General features: G+C 62.0%; 21 protein-coding genes. 15 read left to right on the top strand and 6 right to left on the bottom strand.

Features of this window, described 5'->3' with window-relative positions; all coding sequences use genetic code 11:
- Position 1: 1 nt before the first annotated feature.
- Positions 2 to 2,074, top strand: coding sequence for a hypothetical protein (locus ACX3P1_RS03230; RefSeq protein ID WP_459078095.1), 2,073 nt, complete (start codon positions 2 to 4; stop codon positions 2,072 to 2,074).
- 148 nt (positions 2,075 to 2,222) lie between these two features.
- Here ACX3P1_RS03230 and ACX3P1_RS03225 read toward each other — a convergent pair whose 3' ends face one another.
- The gene (locus tag ACX3P1_RS03225; RefSeq protein ID WP_459078094.1) at positions 2,223 to 2,456 is read right to left on the bottom strand and encodes a hypothetical protein; all 234 of its coding nucleotides are present in this window, start codon (positions 2,454 to 2,456) and stop codon (positions 2,223 to 2,225) included.
- A 35-nt stretch (positions 2,457 to 2,491) separates the two neighbouring features.
- Positions 2,492 to 2,719 (bottom strand): hypothetical protein, encoded by a 228-nt coding sequence (locus ACX3P1_RS03220; RefSeq protein WP_459078093.1) that lies wholly within the window; start codon positions 2,717 to 2,719, stop codon positions 2,492 to 2,494.
- A 299-nt stretch (positions 2,720 to 3,018) separates the two neighbouring features.
- Here ACX3P1_RS03220 and ACX3P1_RS03215 point away from each other — a divergent pair, with 299 nt between their 5' ends.
- Positions 3,019 to 3,732, top strand: a complete 714-nt coding sequence (locus ACX3P1_RS03215; protein ID WP_459078092.1) for a response regulator — start codon at positions 3,019 to 3,021, stop codon at positions 3,730 to 3,732.
- The gene (locus ACX3P1_RS03210; RefSeq protein ID WP_459078091.1) at positions 3,729 to 5,156 is read left to right on the top strand and encodes an ATP-binding protein; all 1,428 of its coding nucleotides are present in this window, start codon (positions 3,729 to 3,731) and stop codon (positions 5,154 to 5,156) included. The genes ACX3P1_RS03215 and ACX3P1_RS03210 overlap by 4 nt, the downstream gene beginning before the upstream one ends.
- A 117-nt stretch (positions 5,157 to 5,273) precedes the next feature.
- Here the strand turns inward: ACX3P1_RS03210 and choV are convergent, their stop codons facing one another.
- The 3 genes from choV to ACX3P1_RS03195 form a co-directional block, all read right to left on the bottom strand.
- Positions 5,274 to 6,455, bottom strand: coding sequence for a choline ABC transporter ATP-binding protein (gene choV, locus ACX3P1_RS03205; protein WP_459078090.1), 1,182 nt, complete (start codon positions 6,453 to 6,455; stop codon positions 5,274 to 5,276).
- Positions 6,452 to 7,306, bottom strand: coding sequence for a choline ABC transporter permease subunit (gene choW / locus ACX3P1_RS03200; RefSeq protein WP_459078089.1), 855 nt, complete (start codon positions 7,304 to 7,306; stop codon positions 6,452 to 6,454). Before choW ends, choV begins: the two co-directional genes overlap by 4 nt.
- A gap of 249 nt (positions 7,307 to 7,555) precedes the next feature.
- Positions 7,556 to 8,491 (bottom strand): choline ABC transporter substrate-binding protein, encoded by a 936-nt coding sequence (locus ACX3P1_RS03195; RefSeq protein ID WP_459078088.1) that lies wholly within the window; start codon positions 8,489 to 8,491, stop codon positions 7,556 to 7,558.
- 210 nt (positions 8,492 to 8,701) lie between these two features.
- On the opposite strand from ACX3P1_RS03195, the gene ACX3P1_RS03190 reads away from it, so the two are divergent.
- From ACX3P1_RS03190 to ACX3P1_RS03145, 10 genes are all read left to right on the top strand, one after another.
- A complete protein-coding gene (locus ACX3P1_RS03190; protein ID WP_459078087.1) occupies positions 8,702 to 9,313 on the top strand; it encodes a thymidine kinase in 612 nt (203 codons plus the stop codon).
- 152 nt (positions 9,314 to 9,465) lie between these two features.
- Positions 9,466 to 9,735, top strand: coding sequence for a 30S ribosomal protein S21 (rpsU, locus tag ACX3P1_RS03185; RefSeq protein WP_459078086.1), 270 nt, complete (start codon positions 9,466 to 9,468; stop codon positions 9,733 to 9,735).
- Positions 9,736 to 9,941: 206 nt separating this feature from the next.
- The gene (locus ACX3P1_RS03180) at positions 9,942 to 11,033 is read left to right on the top strand and encodes a hypothetical protein (RefSeq protein ID WP_459078085.1); all 1,092 of its coding nucleotides are present in this window, start codon (positions 9,942 to 9,944) and stop codon (positions 11,031 to 11,033) included.
- A gap of 29 nt (positions 11,034 to 11,062) precedes the next feature.
- Positions 11,063 to 12,208, top strand: coding sequence for a hypothetical protein (locus ACX3P1_RS03175; RefSeq protein WP_459078084.1), 1,146 nt, complete (start codon positions 11,063 to 11,065; stop codon positions 12,206 to 12,208).
- 42 nt (positions 12,209 to 12,250) lie between these two features.
- Positions 12,251 to 14,161, top strand: a complete 1,911-nt coding sequence (locus tag ACX3P1_RS03170; protein WP_459078083.1) for an AAA family ATPase — start codon at positions 12,251 to 12,253, stop codon at positions 14,159 to 14,161.
- Positions 14,162 to 14,371: 210 nt separating this feature from the next.
- Positions 14,372 to 15,670 carry a DUF6638 family protein gene (locus ACX3P1_RS03165; protein ID WP_459078082.1) on the top strand — a complete coding sequence of 433 codons (1,299 nt, stop codon included), beginning with the start codon at positions 14,372 to 14,374 and terminating at the stop codon, positions 15,668 to 15,670.
- Between the two features lie 13 nt (positions 15,671 to 15,683).
- Entirely contained in the window at positions 15,684 to 16,808 is a 1,125-nt protein-coding gene (locus ACX3P1_RS03160; protein WP_459078081.1) for a DUF2333 family protein, read from the top strand.
- A 103-nt stretch (positions 16,809 to 16,911) separates the two neighbouring features.
- A complete protein-coding gene (locus tag ACX3P1_RS03155) occupies positions 16,912 to 17,964 on the top strand; it encodes a M14 family metallopeptidase (protein ID WP_459078080.1) in 1,053 nt (350 codons plus the stop codon).
- Positions 17,965 to 18,184: 220 nt separating this feature from the next.
- Positions 18,185 to 20,374 (top strand): anthranilate synthase, encoded by a 2,190-nt coding sequence (locus ACX3P1_RS03150; protein WP_459078079.1) that lies wholly within the window; start codon positions 18,185 to 18,187, stop codon positions 20,372 to 20,374.
- A gap of 18 nt (positions 20,375 to 20,392) precedes the next feature.
- Positions 20,393 to 21,322 (top strand): cation diffusion facilitator family transporter, encoded by a 930-nt coding sequence (locus ACX3P1_RS03145; RefSeq protein ID WP_459078078.1) that lies wholly within the window; start codon positions 20,393 to 20,395, stop codon positions 21,320 to 21,322.
- Between the two features lie 6 nt (positions 21,323 to 21,328).
- Here ACX3P1_RS03145 and ACX3P1_RS03140 read toward each other — a convergent pair whose 3' ends face one another.
- Positions 21,329 to 22,399 carry a hypothetical protein gene (locus ACX3P1_RS03140; protein ID WP_459078077.1) on the bottom strand — a complete coding sequence of 357 codons (1,071 nt, stop codon included), beginning with the start codon at positions 22,397 to 22,399 and terminating at the stop codon, positions 21,329 to 21,331.
- A gap of 76 nt (positions 22,400 to 22,475) precedes the next feature.
- Between ACX3P1_RS03140 and ACX3P1_RS03135 the strand changes: the two genes are divergently transcribed.
- Positions 22,476 to 22,910 carry a DsrE family protein gene (locus ACX3P1_RS03135; RefSeq protein ID WP_459078076.1) on the top strand — a complete coding sequence of 145 codons (435 nt, stop codon included), beginning with the start codon at positions 22,476 to 22,478 and terminating at the stop codon, positions 22,908 to 22,910.
- Positions 22,911 to 22,982: 72 nt separating this feature from the next.
- Entirely contained in the window at positions 22,983 to 23,282 is a 300-nt protein-coding gene (locus ACX3P1_RS03130; RefSeq protein ID WP_459078075.1) for a putative quinol monooxygenase, read from the top strand.
- Positions 23,283 to 23,302 lie beyond the last annotated feature (20 nt).

Here is a 23,302-nt window from a genome sequence, read left to right as displayed (position 1 = left end):
CATGAACTGGTCGCTTGCCTTCGATCCCCTGCTTTCTTGGCCATGGCTTGCGGCGCTGCTTGCCCCGCTGGCCATCCTCGCGCTCGCCGGGCTGTGGTTTCGCCAGCGCGGCGCGTGGCTGCGGGCGCTGGCGCTGGTCGCGCTGGCCGCCGCCCTATTCAATCCGGTTTTTCTCGATGAAGACCGCGAGCCGCTGAAAAGCGTCGTCGCCGTCGTCGTCGACCGCAGCCAGAGCCAGGACATTGGCGAGCGCACCACCCAGACCAATGCTGCCCTTGCCGGCGTCAAGGATCGCCTCGCCCGCTTCAAGCAGTTCGATGTGCGCGTGGTCGAGACCGGCCAGGCCGGGGTCGCTGAAGACCGCACCGAGACGCGCCTGTTCTCGGCGCTGGACAATGCCTTCCGCGACGTGCCGCCATCGCGCATCGGCGGCGCGATCATGATCACCGACGGCGAGGTGCATGACGCACCGAATGGTGCGCCGGAATTCGCAGCCCCCCTGCACGCGCTGATTACCGGCAACGACCAGGAAAAAGATCGCCGCATCCGCTTCGAGCGCGCGCCGCGCTTCGGCCTCGTCGGCAAGCCGCTGGACATGACCTACCGCGTCATCGCCACCGACGGCCAATCCGGCCCGGTCGATGTGCGCGTCTCCGTCAATGGGGAGCAGGTTTCGGTCGAACGTGCTTTCGTCGGACAGGCGATGCCGCTTCAGGTGACGATCCCGAATGCCGGCCGCAATATCGTCCAGCTTGCCATCGACAAGCAGGACGGCGAATTGACCGATGCCAACAACCGCGCCATCGCGCTGGTCGATGGCATCCGCGAGAATCTGCGCGTATTGCTCGTTTCCGGCGAGCCGCATGCCGGCGAACGGACCTGGCGCAACCTTTTGAAGTCCGATGCATCGGTGGACCTCGTCCACTTCACCATCCTTCGGCCGCCGGAAAAGCAGGACGGCACCCCGATCAACGAACTGTCGCTGATCGCCTTCCCGACGCGCGAATTGTTCGTCGAGAAGATCAAGGATTTCGACCTCATCATCTTCGACCGCTACCAGCACCGCGACGTGCTGCCGATCCTCTATTACGATTACATCGCCGAATATGTGGAACAGGGCGGCGCGCTGCTGATCGCGGCGGGACCCGAATATGCCGGCGAGCAGACGATAGCCCGCACGCCGCTGATGGCGGCGCTGCCGGCGATGCCGACCGGCGAGGTGATCGACAAGGCTTTCTATCCGCGCCTGACCGATCTCGGCCAGCGTCACCCGGTAACGCGGGGCCTCGACGGCTCGGCCACCGAACCGCCGCACTGGAGCCGCTGGTTCCGCACCATCGGCGTCGAGAACCCCGAAGGCGAAGTGGTGATGAAGGGCGCCGACGACCGCCCCCTGCTGGTGCTCGACCGTAAGGGCGAAGGCCGTGTCGGCATGCTGCTTTCCGACCAGGGTTGGCTGTGGGCGCGCGGCTATGAGGGCGGCGGCCCGCATGTCCAGCTTTACCGCCGCATCGCCCATTGGCTGATGAAGGAGCCGGAACTGGAAGAAGAACGCCTGACGGCGGACGGGCGCGGCATGGTGCTTGAAATACGCCGCCAGACAATGAGCGACGACCCCGGCACCGCCCAGGTCATAACGCCGTCCGGCAAGGCGCTGGGCGTGAAGCTGCAAAAGTCAGAACCCGGCGTCTTTACCGGCAGCGTCGAGGTCAAGGAAATCGGCCTCTATCAGGTCGGCAACGGCAATCTGACTGCTCTTGCCCATGTCGGACCGGTCAACGCGCCGGAATTCACCGACGTGATCTCCACACTAGACAAGCTCAAGCCGGCAGCCGAGGCGACCGGCGGCAGCGTGCGCCGGCTGGCAACGGCGTCGGCCAATGGCGTAACCCTGCCCTCTATCGTTCCTGTTCGCTCGTCCGGCGAAGCTTCCGGCAACGACTGGATCGGCCTCAGGACCACCGACGACAGCGTGCTGAAAGCTGTCAGCCGCGTGCCCCTGTTCGGCGGCTTCCTGGGGCTCGGCCTGCTGCTGCTGGCCATGGGATCGATGTGGTACAGGGAAGGCAGGTAGGGAGTAGGGTAGAAATTCAGCACGAAGGGTAGCTTTTCTTCTTGTGAGTTGCCTCCATATTTTTCTCCCTATTCCCCTACCCCTTCTCCACACACAAAGGCCGCCCCGCGAGCAATCGCGGAGCGGCCTTGGAGTGAGATACGCAAACTTACATGGTGGTCTTGGCAGGGGCTTTCTTCGGCGCAACCTTCTTGTGAACGATCTTCTTGACCATCTTCTTGTGAATGACCTTGTGAGCAACCTTATGCACGGGCTTCTTCACGGCGGTCGTCGTGGTGGCGGTGGTGGTGGTCGTCGTGGCGGCGTTTGCAGCGCTGATGGCCGGGACCGAGAAAGCGAGGGCAACGGCGACGCCGAGGGCGGAGAGCAGAGACTTGTTCATGGTGATTTTCCTTTGTTCACAGGTCGAGTTTCCGGTCACTGGTTCGGGTCTACCGGTGCCGCGCCCAGCACTTTCAGAGCGTTTGCAAGCGGCCGTATGCCCTGTGCCTGATGCTTGTCGGCACAGAACCGGTGCGCTTTCCTCTGAAGCACCTTTGCCTCGGTGACCTGCATCCCCTTGGCATGGTTTTGGATGGCTTCGTCGACCTGACGACTAAGCCGGCTGCAACGTTCGCTCCGGGTAATCAGGGTTTTCTGGCCCATGCCCTTTGCATCCGAATTTCCGACCGTGGCTGTAACGAGCAGGAGGGGAAGCAACGTACTCACCAATCGGATCGAGATTCTTTGCATGGCTGGGTCCTGAAACCCCGGAACGAGTGCGCGGTCGATCTCCTGACCGCCACGAATGCCGTTATCGCACCGGTTTTTTTCGCCAGTTTGTCTGGAATGTTGAATGTTGTTTCCGGATTGTTTCCGGCAATTTTGGCACCTTGCCAAAGGCTTAGTTTTGCCATCAATCGCGCTCTAAGACGATGGTCGAGCGACCCGATGCTGGCAGGCCCGTGAAAACAGATCCGCATATATTGATCGTCGATGACGACAGGGATATTCGCGAACTCCTGCAGGAGTTCTTCCACAAGCGCGGCCTGCGCGCGTCGGTCGCCGCCGACGGCATCGAGATGGAGGCGGCCATGCGCCGTGCGCCGGTCGATCTCATCGTTCTCGACGTGATGCTGCCCGGCAAGAGCGGGCTGGAACTGTGCCGCGAGCTTCGCGCCCGCCACCCCACGCCGATCATCATGTTGACCGCCGTGACCGAGACGACGGACCGCGTGGTCGGGCTGGAGATGGGCGCCGACGACTATGTGCCGAAGCCGTTTGACCCGCGCGAATTGCTGGCGAGGGTACGCGCCGTGCTGCGCCGCAATGCGCCCGAGGCGCGCAAGGAGCCCCAGCGGCAGATTTACCGCTTCGCCGGCTGGACCATGGACGTATCGCGCCGCAGGCTGCTGGCGCCAGGAGAGGTGCTTGTCGAACTGACGGGAGCGGAATTCAACCTGCTCCACACCTTCGCCCGAAGCGCACAGCGCATCTTGACGCGCGAACAGCTCATCGACCTGTCCGGCGGCGAGGAAGGCGCGAGCTACGACCGCTCGATCGATATTCTGGTGAGCCGGCTGCGGCGCAAGATGGAAGACGATCCGCGCGCGCCAAGTCTCATCCAGACGGTGCGCAGCGGCGGCTACCAGTTCATGCCGGAAACGATAGCGGAATGAAACGCTTCCTGCCGCAGACGCTGCCGGCCTGGGTGCTGCTGGTCGTCATCGCCGGCCTGCTCGTCAGCCAGGTCACGACTTTCTATCTGGTCCAGCGCGACCGCAGGACAGGCAACGACGTGGTTGAACTCTACCGCCTCAACGAGCGTGCCTTCTCCTTCGTGCAATTGATGAACAAGGCCTCGCCGCAGGACCGCCGGACGCTTGCCGCCGGCCTTTCCAACAGCGGCAATGCGCTGACCGTCTCGGACACGCCCGTCGTGACGTCGCCGATCGCAACCGACGACGCATTGGCCGAACTGGAGGACATTCTGGTCGGCCGCCTGTCGAAATTCGGGGTCGTCGACGCACGCGTTCGCCGCGACGCTGCGGAGCGGCATGCCTCGGCGCCGGGCGAGCCGGACGACGACAGCAAAATCGGCGAGGTCGAGCGCGACCTGCTGGCGCTGTCGACCACCTTTGCCCGAGCCAAGAAGCTCACCGCATCCATCGAATTCGCCGATGGCCAGTGGTTGAACTTCACCATGCCGGTCACGCCGGTCGCGCCCATACTCAGCCTCGACAGCACGCCGCTATCGGCCATCGTCGCGGCGCTGGTCGTCATCATGTCGATCTGGTCGCTGCGCCGGCTGACGGCTCCGTACCGGGCGCTGGAGCGTGCGGTCGGCGCCATCTCCGCCGACTTGAGAAGCCCGCCGCTGGCCGAGAACGGAAGCCGCGAATACCGGTCAGCCGCCAGGGCACTGAACGCCATGCAATCGCGGCTGCGCGACTATGTCGAGGATCGCGAGCAATTGGCCGCGGCACTCGCGCATGATTTGCGCACGCCGTTGACGCGGATGCGCCTGCGGCTGGAACTTCTGGGCCGGTCCAAGGCGCGCGAGGCGCTGGCGCACGACCTTTCCGACATCGACCAGATAGCCCGCTCGGTCATCGACTTCGCCACCTTCGAGATCGCCGAAGAAGGGCCGGAGCGAATCGATTTGTGGTCGCTGGTCGATTCCATCGCCGACAACTACGACGCGGTTTCATTCGAGCCGGATCCGAAAACCGCACGGGGCATGGTCTGCCTGGCGCGGCCGGTCGCGCTGCGGCGCTGCATCACCAACCTCGTCAACAATGCCGTCCTTTACGGCAAGAAGGTCCATCTCGGCCTGCACCACGTGAACGAAACCCTCGTCCTGACCATCCGCGACGAAGGCCACGGGCTGGCACCTGAGCAGTTCGAGCAGGTCTTCAGGCCATTCGTGCGCGGGGAGACATCGCGCAGCCGCGAAACCGGCGGCTCCGGCCTTGGCCTGACCATTGCGCGCAACATCGCCCGCAGCATGGGCGGGGACATCCGGTTGAGCAATCACGCCAGCGGCGGGCTTTGCGCCGAACTGACGCTGCCCAAGGTCACCGTCGCTGCGGTGCAAGCCTAGGCTACTCCCTTAGCAGGGGAGCGCCTTCGACAATTTCGGGTCAAAACCGGCTGCCGGCCACAAATAATTCGATTCTAAATCAGGCCGTTGGAGCCATATCCTGATTCACTTTGTCAATTACCGCCTCAGTACGGCCGAAAGCACATCCCTGATGCCGATCGAGCCGACGAAGCGCGACTGGTCGTCGAACAGCGCCACGGGTGCGGTCTGCGAGCGGTGCATGGCAAGCATCACCGTCTTGAGCGACGTGCCGGGCGTCGCCCAGAACACCTGGGTCGCCTCCTCCGGCTGCCCCTCCACGTCGGCGCACGACACCCATATGGCAGGCTCGCCATTGCGCTCGGCGGCGATCACCAGCCCTTGCTCGTCAATCTTGAATCGCGTCGTGGCACGCCGGTCGAGCCAGACCCAGCCGTCCTCGCCCTGCTCCAATTCGCGCTTGTCGCGCATCACGTTCCAGGCGGTCAGCACGGACAACGGATTTACATTGGCGATGAAGTCGCGGACATAATCGTTAGCGGGATTTAGAATGATGTCTTCGGGCGTGCCGGTCTGGACGATGCGACCGCCTTCCATGATGGAGATATGGCTGCCGATCTTGAGCGCCTCTTCCAGATCGTGCGACACGAAGATGATGGTTTTCTTGAGTTCCGCCTGAAGCTGCAGCAATTCGTCCTGAAGCTTGGTCCGGATCAGCGGATCGAGTGCGGAGAACGGCTCGTCCATCAAGAGGATGGGCGCTTCGGTCGCAAAGGCGCGCGCCAGACCGACACGTTGCTGCATGCCCCCGGACAGCTCATGCGCGTATTTCTGGGCCCATTGTTCCAGGTTCACCAGCTTCAACTGCCTGTGTACGCGCTCCTTTCGCTCCGCTTCCGGCACGCCGGCGAGTTCAAGGCCGAAGCCTACATTTTCCTCCACGGTGCGCCATGGCAGCAACCCGAACTGCTGAAACACCATCGCCACCTGTTTCTGGCGAATGGCGCGCAGCGTGGCTGTATTGCAATTGACGACATCGACGGCTTTGTCGCCCTGCTTGACGAAGACATGGCCGCGTGAGGGAACGTTGAGCATGTTGACGGCGCGAAGCAGGGTCGACTTTCCCGATCCGGAAAGCCCCATCAGCACCGAAATATCGCCCTCCTGGACGGTAAGATTGCAGCCGGCACAACCGAGCACAGCCCCGGTTTGCGCCAGGATTTCCTGGCGCGTAGCACCGGTGTCGATCATCGCCAGCGCCCTCGGCTTCTCCGTGCCGAAGACGATATCGACGTTCTTGAAATCAACCGCGACGTTCATTTCTTGCCTCCGGTGGTAATTCGGCTCATGCGGTCGAGGATGATGGCAAGCACGACGATGGCAAGCCCGGATTCAAGCCCGAGATCGATCCGGCGCGAACCCAGCGCACGGTTGATTTCGGTGCCGAGGCCGCCTGCGCCGATCAGGGCCGCAAACACCACCATCGACAGCGACAGCATGATCGCCTGGGTCAGGCCGGCCATGATGGTGGGCAATGCCGCCGGCAATTCCACCTTCCACAAGAGCTGGCGCTTGGTGGCGCCAAAGGCTTCGCCCGCCTCCACGATCGATGTCGGCACGGAAGTCATGCCCAGATAGGTAAGCCGCACGGGCGTGGGAATGACGAAGATGATGGTCACGACGAGGCCCGGTGCGTTGCCAAGGCCGAACAGGGTCAGGACCGGGATCAGGTAAACGAAGGTAGGCAGCGTCTGCATCATGTCGAGCACCGGCAGCATGATGCGATAGACCTTCGGCTTGTGCGCCGCCCAGATGCCGAGCGGCACGCCGATGGCCATCGAGGCTGCAGCGGCCGCCACCACCAGCACCATGGTTTCCACCGTCTGCTTCCACAGGCCCTGGTTGATGATGAAGACAAGCCCGACGAACACCCAGAACGCGAGTGGTTTCGAACGCTGCAACAGCCAGGCGATACCGGCGATCACCAGCGCCAGAAAAACCGGCGGCACGGCCAGAAGAAGATCGACGAAATTGTCGAGCAGAAGGTTGAGCCCGCTGGAAAAGGCTCTGAAGATAGTATCGAAATTGTCGGTAAGGAACGTGAAGAAATCCTTGCCCCAGGCACCTATGGGTATCTTGTAACTGGCCAGAAATTTCGAAACCGGATCCATCTCGCTCCCCTCGTCTCGCTTCTTCCCCAAACCGGATGCGGATTCGGAAATGAGCGTTTCCGTCGAATAAAATACGTGCGCCTTCCGTCATGCCGACGGGTCGGCAAAGCGCTTTCGATCTACGCCGGATCTCCTGTCTGGCGTCGATCGCCTCCTGATTGGCTCACCGCGTCGCTTGTTGGCGGGGAGACTAAAAGGGCAGCCTCGCAGAAAGCCGCCCTTTTAGGCATCAAGATCGGCGCGACCGGCTCAGTTGCCGAGCGCGGTCTTGACGGCTGCGGCAGCGTCGCCGCCGTCGATGGTCGTCACGCCGGCAAGCCATGGCGTAGCCGCGTCCGGGTTCTTCTTCAGCCAGTCGGTCGCCACCGTGTTGGCGTCGCTCCCCTTGAGGATCGCGTCCATCATCTCGCCTTCCATGTCGAGATTGAACTTGAGGTTCTTGATGAACGTGCCGGCGTTCGGGCACTCCGTGGTGTAGCCCTTGCGCACATTGGTGCTGACCGTCGCGGCGCCGAAGCCCGAATCGCCCATGCCGTCGAGATAGGTGATCTTCATCGCGCCCATCACCGGATGCGGTGTCCAGCCAAGGAACGCGATCCATTCGTTGTTCTTCATCGCCTGCTCGGCCTGCGTCAGCATGCCCGCTTCCGAGGACTCGACCAGTTCGAAGCCTTCAAGATTGTCGGCCGGGTTCTTGATCATGTCGAGGATGATGCGGTTACCGTCATTGCCGGCCTCGATGCCGTAGATCTTGCCGTTGAACTTGTCCTTGAACTTGCCAAGGTCGGTCAATGTCTTGACCCCCGCATCGGCTACATAGGTCGGCACGACCAGGCCGTAGCCGGCGCCGGTGAGGTTGACGCCGATCGTCTCGACGGAGCCGTCGGCGGTGTAGTCCTTGATGTCATTGGTCATCGACGGCATCCAGTTGCCGAGGAAGACGTCGAGATCGTTGTTCTTCAGCGACGCATAGGTCACCGGCACGGACAGCTGGATCACCTTCGGCTCGTAGCCGAGCGCGGTCAGCAAAACCGAAGCGACGCCCGTTGTCGCCTGGATGTCCGTCCAGCCGACATCCGAAAGGCGCACCGTCTTGCAGCTTTCCGGATCGGCGGCGAAAACAACGCTCGTGGAAAGAAACGCCGCCAGGCCAAGCCCGGCAACAAAGGAATTCATACGCGACATGATGACTTCTCCCATTTGCAATTTTTGGCGAAGCGGATTTCCCTATCCACCTTGTTTTTACAGCCAAACACCATTTTGGTGCGGTTTCAAGCGCCAACGCAATCGCGAGTGACGGCGCGCGCTGGCCGATGAACGACATGGTAGCCATTTTTTCCGGGGAAAGCCGGTGGGCGCCCTCTCGGCAAACCGGTCTTCGGAGTAGAACGGGCCATGGCCAAGCTCTATTTCCACTATGCGACGATGAACGCAGGCAAGACAACGATGCTGCTTCAGGCTTCGTACAATTATCGCGAACGCGGCATGACGCCGATGCACTTCGTCGCGGGGCACTACAACAGAGGCGACAGCGGCTACATTTCCTCCCGGATAGGGCTTGAGGCAGAGGCCGGCCTGTTCCGGTCCGGCGACGACCTGTTTGCCCGCGTCGCCGACCACCATGAGCATGCGAGCGTGCATTGCGTATTCGTTGACGAGGCCCAGTTTCTCGACGAGGAACAGGCGTGGCAACTCGCCCGCGTGGCGGACCGGCTGAACATCCCGGTGATGTGCTATGGCCTGCGCACCGACTTCCAGGGCAATCTGTTTTCCGGTTCGCGCGCTTTGCTTGCCATTGCCGACGAATTGCGGGAAGTACGCACCATCTGCCGCTGCGGTCGCAAGGCGACGATGGTGGTACGGCTTGGCGCTGACGGAAAGGTCGCGAAACAGGGCGAACAGGTGGCGATCGGCAAGGACATCTATGTTTCCCTGTGCCGCCGCCATTGGGAAGAGGAAATGGGCCGCGCCGTGCCGGAGGATTTCATCGGCTTCACCAGGCGTTGAATTTGTTCGGTCAATCGGTACGTGCAATTCGTTCAAAACCTGTTAGAGTGCGCTTCGTCCACCTATATATTCGGTGAATGCCACGGTGCCGGCGCAAATTCCGGTGCCGCTTCATCGTTTCCGATCACTATCAACCAGAAGAAGGAAAGCCATTGCAGGTTCTTGTACGCGACAACAACATCGACCAGGCTCTGCGGGTCCTGAAAAAGAAATTGCAGCGCGAAGGCGTCTTCCGCGAAATGAAGGCCCGTCGTTCCTATGAGAAGCCGTCGGAAAAGCGCTGCCGCGAAAAGGCAGAAGCCATTCGCCGCACCCGCAAGGCTGCGCGCAAGCTCGCTATCCGTGAAGGCCTGATTGCCGCCCCGGTAAAGAAGTTGCCCTTGCGCCCCGATCCACGGGCTCCGCGTCCCGCAGCAGCGTAACTGCCAAACACCCGGCGCTTGCCAGCCCGCCATCCGGAGCGATCCGATGGCGGACGGCTGCTTGCGGGCATTTTTTGTCCAGCGCCCTGCCGCCTGGATTTCTCGCCTTCCCGATTTCGTGCTGCCTCGCCTTCCCATACCGGTATGCCGCACATATATTCGCGGTCGCTCGCAGCACCGGCATGATGCCGAACAGGGAGGCCTCTATGGCGACATTGCAGAATTTCGATGCCGAAATAGCCAAGACCCAGCAGGTCGTGCAGGACATGCGCGCCAGGATCGAACAGTCGGGCACCGTGCTCGACACGCTCGCGCAGGCCGACAAGAAGATCGGCGATGCCGATTTCGATATCCAGAACGCCCGCATCCAGGATGTGCTGAAGCAGCAGAAGGTGATGGAAGGCAATATCGCCGACCTCATCATCGGCCTCGAGGACGCCACCAACGTCTTCGGCTCCGAATTCGAGAGCATGAAGAACTACACCGGCTGGGAAAGCTTCGTCGGCATCTTTTCCGCACAGTCCAAGCAGCGCATGCGCACCGAGCGCGTCCGCAACATGTCGCTGGCCGGCAATCTGCAGGAACTTCTGACCAAGTCGGACACCATCGTTGGCATCCTGAAGGCGCAGAAGGACGTGCTCGACCAGCGCTACAAGACTTCGGAAACAAGTCTCGGCCAGGTGATCGAGCGCCGCAAGGCGACCATCGCCAACCTGACCGACGTGCAGAAGCGCATCGAGGAACTGAACCCGGCGCTGCTCGATATAGAAAACCGGATCGCTTCCTCGACCAGCCAGACCGACCGGACACAGCTTGAGGGCGAGCGTTCGAAGATGGCCACCGAATACAACGAAAAGCAGGCCAAAGAGCAGGAGCTGCTGGCCGAAAGCCAGACGCTGGAGCGCTATACGTCGATGTTCCAGACCTTTGTCGACTCGCTCAACAACCAGATCGCCGCGCAGTCGACCCTGATCAACAAGCTGACCATCGATACCGAACAGCGCATCGTGCTCTACAAGGCGCTGGAAGATTCGCTGAAGACGGCAGCGCAGCAGGACGTGGCCCACAAGATCAACACGCTGGGCAGCCAGGTCGACAACACGGCGGAAGAAACCATGGCCGGCATCGGCGCCGCCTCGCAAAAGCACATTGGCGACCTGCTCGAACTGCACGAGAAGAACATGGTGACGACCGCCGACATCCAGCGCCGCAAGAAGCTGGCCGACGACGCCTTCGCCCGCCGCTTCGACGACGTGCTCAAGAAGCACAACGCCGCCGACTACGTGCAGACATCATAAGCCGGGCAAGTGCGGGGCAAGCACCATCCATGACCCCTACCGACGATCCCGCCGAACGCTACTTCGCGGCCATCAACGCAGCCCTCAGCGGCCTTGAAGTGTTCATGCGCGACGACCGCTCGCCGCTCTATCGGCACGGCATCGTCGCGAAGATCGTCGCTGAACATATCGCGCGGCTCGACAAATCATTCTCCTGCTGGCGCAACCGGCTGGGTTTCATGGACAGCTTTCGCATTTCGCGCGCCGACAGCGGCTTTCCGGTGTTCCAGAACCTGCTCGAACTGGAAAACGACCGCCGCCAGGCCGACCAGCGCCTTGCCACCATTCCTCAGCCCGACGAATTGCGCGAGGAGATGGCCGACTTCATCCTGCGCCACAAGGCTTTTCCCGACGCGCTGCAAAAGTCGATGGCCGAGCGGCTTTACCTCGAGGACGTGAAAAGCGAGGACACCTTCAGCCCGTTCACATTGGCCCAGACCGCAAACGTCTCGGTCAACCCCAAGACGGGGCGGCCCTATTATCTGGTCCATTGGGCGACCTTCGACGGCACCGCCAATTTGCCGCTGGTCTATATGGTGACGGTGGAGGATTCGTCCGAGGCCATGGTCCGTCAGCTGGTCGGGGCCAACGGCCGCCTGAACGACAAGGTGGACATTCCGCTGCCCGTGGACGGGTTGCTCAATCCCGAGCTTGCCCGAAGCTTCGACGACTTCACCGAAAAGAACTCTGCCTATTCCCTGTCGCCGATGACGATCGCGGTCAATCTCGACAAGGATTTTCAGGAACTGCATCCTAAGCAGTTGCGCCGGGTCGTGCTCGGGCCGTTCTATTCGGCGGGCATCACCGAAAACAATTCCACCGTGGCCGATGTGCTGTCGAAGGTGCGCAAGCCGGAAAACGCATGGCTTCTGACCTGGACCATCCAGGAAGTGTATTCCAAGGGTGAAAAGCCCGGCCGCAAGGGCCTGTTTTCAAGCGAGAAAACCACGCAGGAATTTTTTATCGACACCGACGATCTGGAAGCGACGCGGCAGGGCGTCTCCGCCTACGAGAACCACGCGCTGATCCCGCATGAAGCCTATCAGGCGCTCTACGCCGCCGGCGAGGCCGACAAGATTTTCGGCGGCTACAAGGTGCATATCCTGTCGAACGGACAGGTGATCAGCGATGTGTGAGTTTTTTCATCGCCAGATGCGACAGATCAGGAGGGACAAGCGATGGACACCGGCCTGACCACCATCCCGGAAGCGGCGATCGAAAAACACCGGGCCACGGCGCAGAGTTTCGTCACGCGCATCGTGGTGCTGGAGGATTCGTCGCGAGAATCCGGCACCGCGCTTGCCGGCACCAACCGCCGTTTCGTTTCCACCGTTTCGGTCGGCTCTGTGCGCCACACCCGCGAGGTGGAACTGCAAAAGACCGTGCAAGCGGTCCACCCCGAAGACCCGTTGCTCTCCATCCCGCAGCACACGCTGCTTTTCCGCGCCCGCCGTGGCGTGGCAGTAGCACTGGCTGTCGCCGGCATTTTCGCCGAAGGAACCGACCTCGAAGGCCTGCAGGCGAAAAACGCGAGAACACCGCTGGAAGGCGACGAGGCCGCGCATTTCAAGAAGCTGCTGTCGGCCTCCGCCTATGTCGCCGCCTTCTCCTTCGCGTCCTATCTGTTCCAGTTGATCGACACGGACGGCGAAGCGCCCAACGATACGCCGGAGCCGGATTTCCTGTTCGACACCCCGCAGGATGCAGTGAAATCGCTGGTTGCGGGACTGGACCGCGCCATTGCGGGCGCGAAAGACGACGCCGACCTGATGATCCGCGCCCGTGCCTTCGCCCGCGTCGCCATCGACGGGCTGCTCCAGCGCAAGAGCCGCTTCGACGGTCTCGGACCGTTCGAAAACGCGCATATCCGCATCGATGCCGATGATTTCACCCTCGACGGTTTCGATGTCGCGCCGGGCAAGAAATCCAAGCCGTTGGTGATGAGCTTCAAGAAGCCTGAGGAAGTCGTCGGCAACCACATCGCCAAATACCAGTCGGTCAAGCTCGCCAAGATGCTGATGGCCTATGACTTCGACAGGCAGATGAACCCCTTCGTCGAACTGGGCGGCTTCCTGTTCACCTTCATCGGCGACGGCGCGCCCGGCACCGGCAAGACGACGCTGATCCAGATGATCGCCGGCCTCGTCAACGACTACTGCCAGATCGCCTCCTATCCCTTTATCTACGAGAATTTCGGCGTCGACCAGATTTCGTCCTATCAGGGCAAGTCGGGCCAGAACTGCCGCCAGTTCATCAACAATGTGCTGAACCCGCGCGCCATCGGCTTCGGCACCATCGACGATATCGACCAGGTGGCGGCCAAGCGCTCGGATGACCGCGCATCGGCCGGCCAGCAAGAAATCACCGGCGTTCTGATGGACGCCTTCGGCGGTGCTGCAACCGTCGTGCGCGGTAATTCCAGCTTCGGCATGTTCTCCAACTATCCCGAAAACGTCGACGATGCGCTGCGCCAGCGCGCCGGCGCTCGCTGGCTGGTCGACGGCCCGCAAACGCGCGACGACTACATTGACATCTTCGTGCTTCTTGCTGGAAAGAATCACGAAATCCCGCTCGGCGACCACAAGCTTTATGCCGCGCAGGAAATCCAGCGCGCCGTCAGCGAAGCCTACCGGGACTTCGAAAAGCCGCAGGAAGACGGGCTCGAAAAAGTCTATGAGCGCTTCATGAAGGACAATGGCGCGCCGAAGTCGCTGGCCGATATCGGCACCTACCTTCATTTGATCAAGCAGGCAGAGCCGCGCTTTACGGGGCGCGCGATCAAGAACGTCACCGACGCCATAAAAATGCGCGCCATGGACATCGAACTGCCGGACGGGTGGTTCGAAAAGCCGGAAGCTTTCATGCACAAGCCCTACGACGCCAAGAAGGCCATGATCGAGGAACTGCGCGGGCCGTTCTCGATGGACATGGTCATGCAGGAGATCAACCGCTACGCGGATTCGGAATTCCGCTACTCCGACAAATCCGACGACGCGGCGGTCGAAAAACTTCTGCGCGATGCCCGCCTGCGCGAACGCGCGGCCCGCGAAATGGCGGAATTGCAGAAGAAGGGGCTGTGGAATGCGTGAGTATCCGGCGCCTTGCCTTCTCCCCTTGTGGGAGAAGGTGGATCGGCGCACAGCGCCGAGACGGATGAGGGGTGTTGGGAGGAATGAGGCGGTGGTACTCCGGCCAACACCCCTCATCCGACCTCGCTTCGCTCGGCCACCTTCTCCCACAAGGGGAGAAGGAAAGGCGGCGTCACCTTCTCCCCGTAAACGGGGCGAAGGACTAAGCTGATGCCGGCAAAATTCCCGCTGCTGCGCGAAAACGCGCTGATCTACGGCAGGCTGCTCACCATCGAGGAGCCGCATCTGATCCAGCGCTACAACAAGGCGCTCGGCGCGTTTGGGCTTGCGCCGACAAAGCTCGAAAGCTTCGAGATCGACCGCACCGGCTTTTCGCCGCAGGTGGCCGAGGAATGCGGCGATTACAGCTATCTCGACCCCAACGAGGTCAACCGCCGCTTCATCATCCTGACGCCGTCGCAAGTGGCATTGCCGGTCGTCCACACCGCTTTTTCAAATACATCGCAATTGATGTTCGAGTTCATGTCGAAGAACAGTCGCGCCATCGACGCGCTGACGATCAAGGACGTGATCTACGGCGAGATCGAGGATTCGGTATCCAGGGTCGAGGACATCGAAGACCTGCTGTCGATCAGCCAGGTCGAGTTCAAGGTGTTGTCGGCCGAGGACGTGCTGGGCAAGGCGGCCGAACTCGGCACGCTTGTCGACCGGCTGCGCCAGGAACCCGACGCCTGGCGCAACGACGCCATGCTCAACCGCATGGTCGAACTTGCCAAAATATGCGGCGATATTCGCGAAAACGCACTCGTCCCCGATCAGGTGATCTTCCGTCACAACGCCTACTGGACCAGCCATTTCGGCGGGCTCTACGTGTTTGTCGACCCGGACGTAACCACCGTCATCAGCGATCCGGCCGCACCGGGCTTTCGCCGCTCTCGGCCATGGCAGGTCAGCTATCTGTCGATCCACGATGCCGAGGCCGTCATCAAGTTTCTGGCAAGTTCCGGCCGCATCGAACTTCCCCGCGCTTCGTGGATAGAAACGTCCGGCTATCTGGAGCACCGGGCCGAAATGGTGGTGCGCGCGCTGATCCGCGAAGCCGAGCCAGACCGCAACCTTTCCGACGCGGACAAGGTCTGGCTGCAGGCGTGGATTCACGGCCATGCCGATCTGATCGCCAAGGACGGGAATTTTCCCTTCCTCAACGCCGCCAAGCGTCAGATCGCGCAGTCGGGCCGCCTCAAGCTCGAGGATGTTTCCCCCCGCCAGCGCTTTCTGGTGGTCCGCGCCAAGCCCGACCATCCCGACGCCTGGCTTACCAGCCAGTTGATCTCGGATTTCGTCCCGCAGGATTTCGTGTCACGCTACATCTTCAACAAGCCGGCATTCTACAAGGACTATGAGGGCTTTGGCCCGACGTGGCGATCGCATGTTGTCGATGTGCTCAAAACCACATATCTGAAAGACAAGGCAGCGTTTCGCGCGCGCCTCTACGGCCTGACAGACTGACGGAGGTGACGCCATGCTTGACCCGATCGTGAACTTCGTCACCCGCATCTTCCAGTGGATAGGCCGCGGCATCGGCCTCCTTATCGGGGTGATCCTATGGCCGTTCCTGTGGGCGGGCCGCTGGTACACGCAGCGTGGCTGGATCCTGAAAGCCGTGCTGGGCGCGGCCCTTCTGGTACTGGTCGGCCTCTACGCCAATTTCTTCTACGCCACACAGTGGTGGAACAATTTCAACCCCGACTATCCGGCAGCGCTTGCGCAGCAGAAAAGCGCTTCCCTCGCCGGCAGCCCCGTCGCGGGAAATGCCGCCACGACAACGACAACGCCACAAACCTGCCAGCCTTCGGCCATAGTGGGCGTCTCGGCGGAATTGATCGACTTCAACGTCAATCAGAACTCATGGATATCCTCGATGGTCGTGTCGAAGATGGGCTTCTTCGGCATCGATTGGCGCAAAACGCCGTTCTTCGACAACAAAGCGGCGTTCCAGTTGGGCATCAACCAGGTCTTGCGGCGTACCACCACCGAACTGGTCGATACGCTCGGACGCGTGCGCGGCACTTCGCAAATCGACCAGAACTTGCAGGACGCCCGAACCGCGCTCGCCTGGAATGAGGATGCCTGGTACATTGGCTGGCGCGGCCCGACCCGTCCGACGCCCAGCGTCTACCGCGAGGCCATCACCAAGTTGCGCGCCTACAACGCCAGCCTGGAAAAATGCCAGGTGACGTTCGACGCGCGCGCCGACAACCTCATGCAATTCCTGGACCGCATCGCGGGCGACATCGGCTCGACCTCCGACATCCTGCGCGCGCGCATCGAGGCCTCGGACGCGGGCTGGTTCGACCTGCGCGCCGATGACCGCTTCTGGTTCGCCTATGGCCAGCTCTACGCCTATTACGGCATACTGATCGGCGCACGTTCCGATTTTGCCGCCGTCATTGCCGAGCGCAACGTTACGACACTTTGGGCGCGCATGGAGGAGCAGTCCCGCGCCTCGCTCAACGTGCAGCCGTGGATCATCTCGAACGGCAGTGAATCCAGTGCGTTCTTCCCCTCGCATCTCGCGACAATGGGCTTCAACCTGCTTCAGGTCCGCTCCAACATCGTCGAGATAAGATCGGTGCTCGACCGGTAAGCTACTCCAAGCATATGCGCGAACCTCGCTGGACCAATGGTCCTCCATCGACAGTTCTCGACTAAATTGGCATGTCGTCTGCTTCTTTGCGGAGACCAAGCGCATGCTAAAATCGATCGAACGGCTGGCGGGCGACAGCGACGGCGTCGCCTATGAGTTTCCTGTCTTCCGCTTCACGGGTTCGGACAAGAGCGCGCCGTCCGCCTATCTCCAGGCCGCGCTGCATGCAGGCGAACTGCCCGGCACGGTCGCCATCGACGCGTTGATGCCCAAGCTGGCCAAGGCCGAAGCGGAGGGGCGCATCCAAGGCGCGATCACGCTGGTGCCATGGGCCAACCCGGTCGGCCGCGCCCAGTACCATTTCGGCGACCATCAGGGCCGCTTCCATCTCGGCACGCGCACCAATTTCAACCGCGACTTTCCGCTGATCGATAGCCCCGACACCTCCCTGCTGCCTACCGAAAGCGCGCCGACAACCATCGACGAGCGGCTGAAGCGGCGGTTGCTGAAACTGTCCATCGGCCACGACATCGTTCTCGACCTGCATTGCGATGACGAGGGTGTCGCCTATCTCTATGTGCCCGCAAAGCTATGGCCGGCCATGCAGGATTGCGCCGCCACCATAGGCGTCGATGCGGTACTTTTGTGGGAAGGCGCCAGCGGCTCAGCCTTCGAGGAGGCCTCCTTCAACCCCTATATCAACGCCGACAAGGCGCGTTATGAGACGCTTGCCGTCACCACCGTGGAATATCGCGGCATCAACGATGTCGATGGCGCTTCGGCGGAGGCGGATGCGGAAGGCCTCTACCGGTTGCTCGTCGCGCGCGGCGTTATCACTGACGCCGCCCTGCCCACGCCGGGCCCTTTCAAGGGCGTCGTCGCCCCGCTGGAAAACATCGACATGATGCCCTCGCCCGCCGCCGGCGCGATCCTTTACGACGTCAAGCCCGGCGACCGCGTCGAAAAGGGCGCGCGCCTCGCCACCATCGTCCATGCGCCGGGCGAGGTTGGCGGCAGGACCGAGGTTTTCGCACCGCAGGCCGGCTATATCCTGACCCGGCGCTCCCGGCGCATCATCCGCACCGGCGAGGATTTGCTAAAACTGGTCGGGGCTGGAAAGAGCGGCGATGCCCGCGCCGGCACGCTGGAAGATTGAAGCGGCCCACTCGAATCCGCTTGCCCAACTTTTCATTCGCCGCTATGGGAATCCCATGAACGCGCATTCGACCAAGAACATCTGGTGGTGGGCCTGCTGACAGCGGCCTCTTGAAGCGCGTGCGCGCGAAAAAAGTGGATGGTGGCCGCAACGGAATATCCGGGCGGCCATTTTATTTTTGCGCTCCGGGTCCGCTGCCAACGATCGGATGGAGACGACGATGACGGTACAGATTCTGGAAAACGGAGCCGAGCGCTTCGTTACCGCGGGCGGTGTCGCCGTGACACGCCAGCGCCATGACCGGCCCTATGAGGGCGCGATCGACCCGTATATCGACGGGCTGAATTCGCGGCGTGGGGCTGTGTTTTCCTCGAATTACGAATATCCCGGCCGCTACACGCGCTGGGATACGGCGATCATCGACCCGCCGCTGGTGATTTCGGCCAAAGGCCGGGCCATGCGCATCGAAGCACTGAACAAGCGCGGCGAAGAATTGCTGCCGGTGATCGGCAAGGCGCTGGAACCGCTCGCTGAAATAACGATCACGGAGAATTCGAAGAAGCTGATCCGGCTCGACGTCGAGAAGCCGGGCCGCGTCTTCAGCGAGGAAGAGCGCAGCCGCGCTCCCTCGGTGTTTACGGTGCTGCGCGCGATCACCGGCCTGTTCAAGAGCGACGACGATGCCAGCCTTGGCCTCTACGGCGCCTTCGGCTACGACCTCGCCTTTCAGTTCGACCCGGTCGAGCACACGCTGGAGCGCGCGCAAAGCCAGCGCGACCTGGTGCTGTTCCTGCCCGACGAAATCCTCGTCGTCGACCACTATTCGGCCAAGGCCTGGACCAACCGCTACGACTATTCGGGCGACGGATTTTCCACCGAAAGCCTGCCGCGCGACCAGACCCCGGAGCCGTTCAAGCCATCCGACCGCATCCCGCCGCGCGGCGACCATGAACCGGGCGAATACGCCAACATCGTGCGCAAGGCGATGGCAAGCTTCAAGCGCGGCGACCTGTTCGAGGTCGTCCCGGGCCAGATGTTTTACGAGCGTTGCGAAAGCGCCCCCTCCGACATTGCGCGCAAGCTGAAGTCGATCAACCCCTCGCCCTATTCCTTCTTCATCAATCTGGGCGAAGGCGAGTATCTGGTCGGCGCGTCGCCCGAAATGTTCGTGCGCGTCAACGGCCGCCGCGTCGAAACATGCCCGATTTCGGGCACCATCAAGCGCGGCGACGACGCCATCTCCGACCATGAGCAGATCCTCAAGCTGCTCAACTCGAAGAAGGACGAGAGCGAACTGACCATGTGTTCCGACGTCGACCGCAACGACAAGAGCCGCGTCTGCGAACCCGGCTCCGTGCGCGTCATCGGCCGCCGGCAGATCGAAATGTATTCGCGCCTGATCCACACCGTAGATCACATCGAGGGGCGACTGCGCGAAGGCATGGACGCTTTCGATGCGTTCCTGTCCCACGCCTGGGCGGTGACGGTGACCGGCGCGCCAAAACTGTGGGCCATGCGCTTCATCGAGCAGAACGAGAAGAGCCCGCGCGCCTGGTATGGCGGCGCGGTCGGCATGGTGCATTTCAACGGCGACCTCAACACCGGCTTGACGCTGCGCACCATCCGCATCAAGGACGGGATTGCAGAAGTGCGCGCCGGCGCTACCTTGCTGTTTGATTCCGTGCCGGAAGAAGAAGAAGCTGAAACCGAGTTGAAGGCATCCGCCATGCTTACCGCTATCCGCGACGCAAAGGCTGCCAATTCCGCAGCGACCGAGCGCACCGCAGCCCGCGTCGGCGAAGGCGTCAACATCCTGCTGGTCGATCACGAGGACAGTTTCGTCCACACGCTGGCCAATTATTTCCGCCAGACCGGCGCCAATGTCTCGACCATTCGCAGCCCGGTTCCAGACGAGGCCTTCGACCGGCTGAAGCCCGATCTCGTCGTGCTTTCGCCCGGCCCCGGCACGCCGAAGGATTTCGATTGCGCCGCAACCATCAAGAAAGCGCGTCAGCGCAACCTGCCGATCTTCGGCGTGTGCCTCGGCCTGCAGGCATTGGCGGAAGCCTATGGCGGCGAGTTGCGCCAACTTGCCGTGCCCATGCACGGCAAGCCGTCGCGCATTCACGTATCGAAGCCGGGCATCATCTTTTCAGGCTTGTCGAACGACATCACCGTGGGGCGCTACCATTCGATCTTTGCCGACCCGGCACGGCTTCCCGCCGCGTTCGAAGTAACCGCGACCAGCGAAGACGGCACCATCATGGCCTTCGAACATGAAAGCGAACCGGTTGCCGCGGTGCAGTTCCACCCGGAATCCATCATGACGCTGGGCGGCGACGCCGGCATGCGCATGATCGAGAACGTCGTCGTGCACCTGCCGCGCAAGGCCCGGGAAAAGGCGGCTTAGCCGAGGTTTCGCGTTAGAATGAGCACAATCGCAACCAGAGACGCCGCCAAGAAGCGCGTGGCGACCATCGCCTTCTGGTCGATCGTCGTCGCGCTGGTGGTGATGGGCCTGAAGTTCGTCGCCTGGCGGATGACCGGCTCGATCGCGCTTTATTCGGATGCGCTGGAATCGATCGTCAACGTGATCACGGCGGTGGCGGCCCTATGGGCAATCCGCGTCAGCCAGAAGCCGGCCGACCAGGACCACCCGTTCGGCCATCACAAGGCGGAATATCTTTCCGCGGTGCTCGAAGGCGTGCTGATCGTGGTCGCGGCGCTGCTCATCATCAGCCAGGTCTGGCATACGATCCGCAATCCGCTGCCGATCGAACAGCCTTGGGAAGGCCTCGCCGTCAATGGCGGGGCGGCAATCGTCAACGCGGTCTGGGCCACGATCCTGATCCGCTTCGGCAGCAAGGCCAAATCGCCGGCGCTGGAGGCGGACGGCCGCCATATCATGACCGATGTGGTGACTTCCGTCGGCGTCATCATCGGCCTCGTCGCGTCAATCTTGACCGGCTGGCATGTGCTCGACCCGCTGCTCGCGCTCATCGTCGCGCTGAATATTCTGTACCAGGGTTTTCGCGTTACCGGGCAGTCGCTGAACGGGTTGATGGACCGGGGCGTCGACACCGAAGAGCATATGCACATCCGCGACATCATCTCGGCCAACTCCAAGGGCGCGCTGGAGGTCCACGACCTCAAGACGCGCATTGCCGGCCGCGCCACCTTCATCGAGTTTCACATGGTGGTCGATGCCGAGATGACGGTCGGCGAAAGCCATGTCATCTGCGACCGTATCGAGGACGCGCTCAAGGCCGATATTCCATCGGTCCGGGTCATCATCCATGTCGAACCGGAAGACGAAGCCAAGCTGCCGAAGGGAACGGTCGCCGTCCCCTTCGCCTGATGATCTCTATAGGCCGCATGCCGATTGCGGCATCGGATCGAGCCGGAACAATCTGTCGTCCGACGCGGTTTTTTCGTCGCCCGTCGAGCAGAGATCGACAAGCGCAAGGCCGCTGTTCGGATTGGCCAGCATCATCGTGCCGTTGACGCCGCGCCGCAGGTAGATTTCCTTTTGGCCGACATCGCAGGTCGCGGTCGCGTTCTTGTCGCTTGCCGCGCAGCGCCACTGATCGCCCTCGGCCTCGCATGAATAGGTCTGGTTCACGGCGCCCGATCCCGGGCGGGCGGCTATCGCAACGGTGATATCAGCGCCATTTGGCCAACGATCTGTCTTGCCGCCCGCGGCAAAGGCGGCAAGTTCCGTCTTGCCCCGATAAACGCGGATCGTCTGCGTCATCTGGTCGGCGTGCGAGCCGAGATGGGCTGCGGAATAATCGCGCCCGAAGCAGAAGGGCTGGTCGGGCTTCAGGCGCACACGCAGCGGATCGCCCAAGGCGGCATCGACCGGATCGATCTTGGCGAATTCGGCGGCACAGGCCGCTACCGGCATCGGATCGAGCCTGAAACCGTTGTCATCGTTCCCCAGCCTCTGCTTTTCATAACCGGCCTTGCCGAGCATCTCTTCCGAGTCGGGGTCGAGATAGATATCCCGGTCGATGCTGCTGACGATCAGGCTTCCCTTCGCGTCAAGGTTCAGCTGCGCCATGGTGCGGTCGCACTCCATGCCGCAATGAATGGCCCCTGCCTCCTCGTCGCTGCCGGACATGCCGCACCAGCCGCCTACCCATTCGGGCCTGTCGGCTCCGCGCGCCGTCGTCGTCATATAGGACGTGTAGCCGCTCCCCATGACATAGTCCGCCTCCTCCATCGGGCGATTGACCGGGTTGTTGCCCTGCAGAAAGAAGATGCGGGCAATTTTCTGGTTCGGATGGGTTTTCAGGTGTGCCGCGTCGTAGACACGCCCGAAACAGGCGTCCTTGCCGTCGGGGCTGAGCGCGGAACTCGTCGCCTGCGCAAACGCGGGGCTTGCGAGCATGACAGCAATGCCTGCGCCCGCGATTCGTCCAAGCAGCATCATTTCGATCCCTCCCGAAACACGACAGCCGAGGATTTTATGCTAAGAATGCGGTCAAGGCCATAAGCGGGAGGATGCCATGCTTCGCCGGGACATGTTTCACGGGTTTGCAGCCGCCGCAGCAACGCTGGTCGGCGTCGGCCAGGCCAGGGCCTCACCCGGCCCCGAACGGCAGAAGGTGGTCTATCATCTCGCCGATGCCGACAGGGTCGGCTTTGTCCTCGGCAATATCAAGAACCATTACGAAGGCACCGGCGGCGATGTAGAAATCGCGCTTGTCGTCCACGGCCCGGCGCTCGCGGCGTTCAAAAGCCGCAGCGCGTCATCCGCCATTTCCGGCCGCTTCTCAAGCCTCGTTCGCGACGGCTTGACGCCGCACGCCTGCGCCAACACCATGCACGGCATGGATATGACGCTTGGCGATCTTCTTGCGGGCTTCGTCAGCGCCGAGACGGGCGGCGGCGTCAAGCTCGCGCAACTGCAGGGCCAGGGCTATGCGTATCTGAGGCCTTGACGTGGACCGCTTTTCGCTCAATCTCGCGAAAGCCGTGCTGGATTATTTCGACGCTGCGATGGGAGTTGATGGATGTATGGCCTGATCGGAAAGATGCGCTCTGTGCCGGGAAAGCGCGAAGAGCTGCTGGAAATCCTGCTGGCGGTCACGAGCGCGCTGCCGGGCTGCCTGAACTACATCATCGCGCGCGATCCGGCCGACACGACCGCGATCTGGATAACCGAGGTGTGGACCGATGCGGCCAGCCACAAGGCATCGCTCGCTCTGCCGGAAGTACAAGCCGCGATCGCCAAGGCAAAACCATCTGTCGCCGGCTTCGAATTCCAGATCGAGACGCAGCCGGTCGGCGGCTTCGGACTGGCTACCCCCTGAAACTGGGCCGCAGGCGCTCC

This window comes from Mesorhizobium sp. A623 (genome assembly GCF_054489405.1).
Note: the sequence above shows the minus strand (reverse complement) of the source record. Positions and strands in the feature narration are given on the sequence as shown.

Bases quoted from the DNA above. Each gene is read 5' to 3' on its own strand.
- ACX3P1_RS03230 (WP_459078095.1), top strand. From the start codon at position 2: ATGAACTGGTCGCTTGCCTTCGATCCCCTGCTTTCTTGGCCATGGCTT.
- ACX3P1_RS03225 (WP_459078094.1), bottom strand. From the start codon at position 2,456: ATGAACAAGTCTCTGCTCTCCGCCCTCGGCGTCGCCGTTGCCCTCGCT.
- ACX3P1_RS03220 (WP_459078093.1), bottom strand. From the start codon at position 2,719: ATGGGCCAGAAAACCCTGATTACCCGGAGCGAACGTTGCAGCCGGCTT.
- ACX3P1_RS03210 (WP_459078091.1), top strand. From the start codon at position 3,729: ATGAAACGCTTCCTGCCGCAGACGCTGCCGGCCTGGGTGCTGCTGGTC.
- choV (WP_459078090.1), bottom strand. From the start codon at position 6,455: ATGAACGTCGCGGTTGATTTCAAGAACGTCGATATCGTCTTCGGCACG.
- choW (WP_459078089.1), bottom strand. From the start codon at position 7,306: ATGGATCCGGTTTCGAAATTTCTGGCCAGTTACAAGATACCCATAGGT.
- ACX3P1_RS03195 (WP_459078088.1), bottom strand. From the start codon at position 8,491: ATGTCGCGTATGAATTCCTTTGTTGCCGGGCTTGGCCTGGCGGCGTTT.
- ACX3P1_RS03190 (WP_459078087.1), top strand. From the start codon at position 8,702: ATGGCCAAGCTCTATTTCCACTATGCGACGATGAACGCAGGCAAGACA.
- ACX3P1_RS03180 (WP_459078085.1), top strand. From the start codon at position 9,942: ATGGCGACATTGCAGAATTTCGATGCCGAAATAGCCAAGACCCAGCAG.
- ACX3P1_RS03175 (WP_459078084.1), top strand. From the start codon at position 11,063: ATGACCCCTACCGACGATCCCGCCGAACGCTACTTCGCGGCCATCAAC.
- ACX3P1_RS03170 (WP_459078083.1), top strand. From the start codon at position 12,251: ATGGACACCGGCCTGACCACCATCCCGGAAGCGGCGATCGAAAAACAC.
- ACX3P1_RS03165 (WP_459078082.1), top strand. From the start codon at position 14,372: ATGCCGGCAAAATTCCCGCTGCTGCGCGAAAACGCGCTGATCTACGGC.
- ACX3P1_RS03160 (WP_459078081.1), top strand. From the start codon at position 15,684: ATGCTTGACCCGATCGTGAACTTCGTCACCCGCATCTTCCAGTGGATA.
- ACX3P1_RS03155 (WP_459078080.1), top strand. From the start codon at position 16,912: ATGCTAAAATCGATCGAACGGCTGGCGGGCGACAGCGACGGCGTCGCC.
- ACX3P1_RS03150 (WP_459078079.1), top strand. From the start codon at position 18,185: ATGACGGTACAGATTCTGGAAAACGGAGCCGAGCGCTTCGTTACCGCG.
- ACX3P1_RS03145 (WP_459078078.1), top strand. From the start codon at position 20,393: ATGAGCACAATCGCAACCAGAGACGCCGCCAAGAAGCGCGTGGCGACC.
- ACX3P1_RS03140 (WP_459078077.1), bottom strand. From the start codon at position 22,399: ATGATGCTGCTTGGACGAATCGCGGGCGCAGGCATTGCTGTCATGCTC.
- ACX3P1_RS03135 (WP_459078076.1), top strand. From the start codon at position 22,476: ATGCTTCGCCGGGACATGTTTCACGGGTTTGCAGCCGCCGCAGCAACG.
- ACX3P1_RS03130 (WP_459078075.1), top strand. From the start codon at position 22,983: ATGTATGGCCTGATCGGAAAGATGCGCTCTGTGCCGGGAAAGCGCGAA.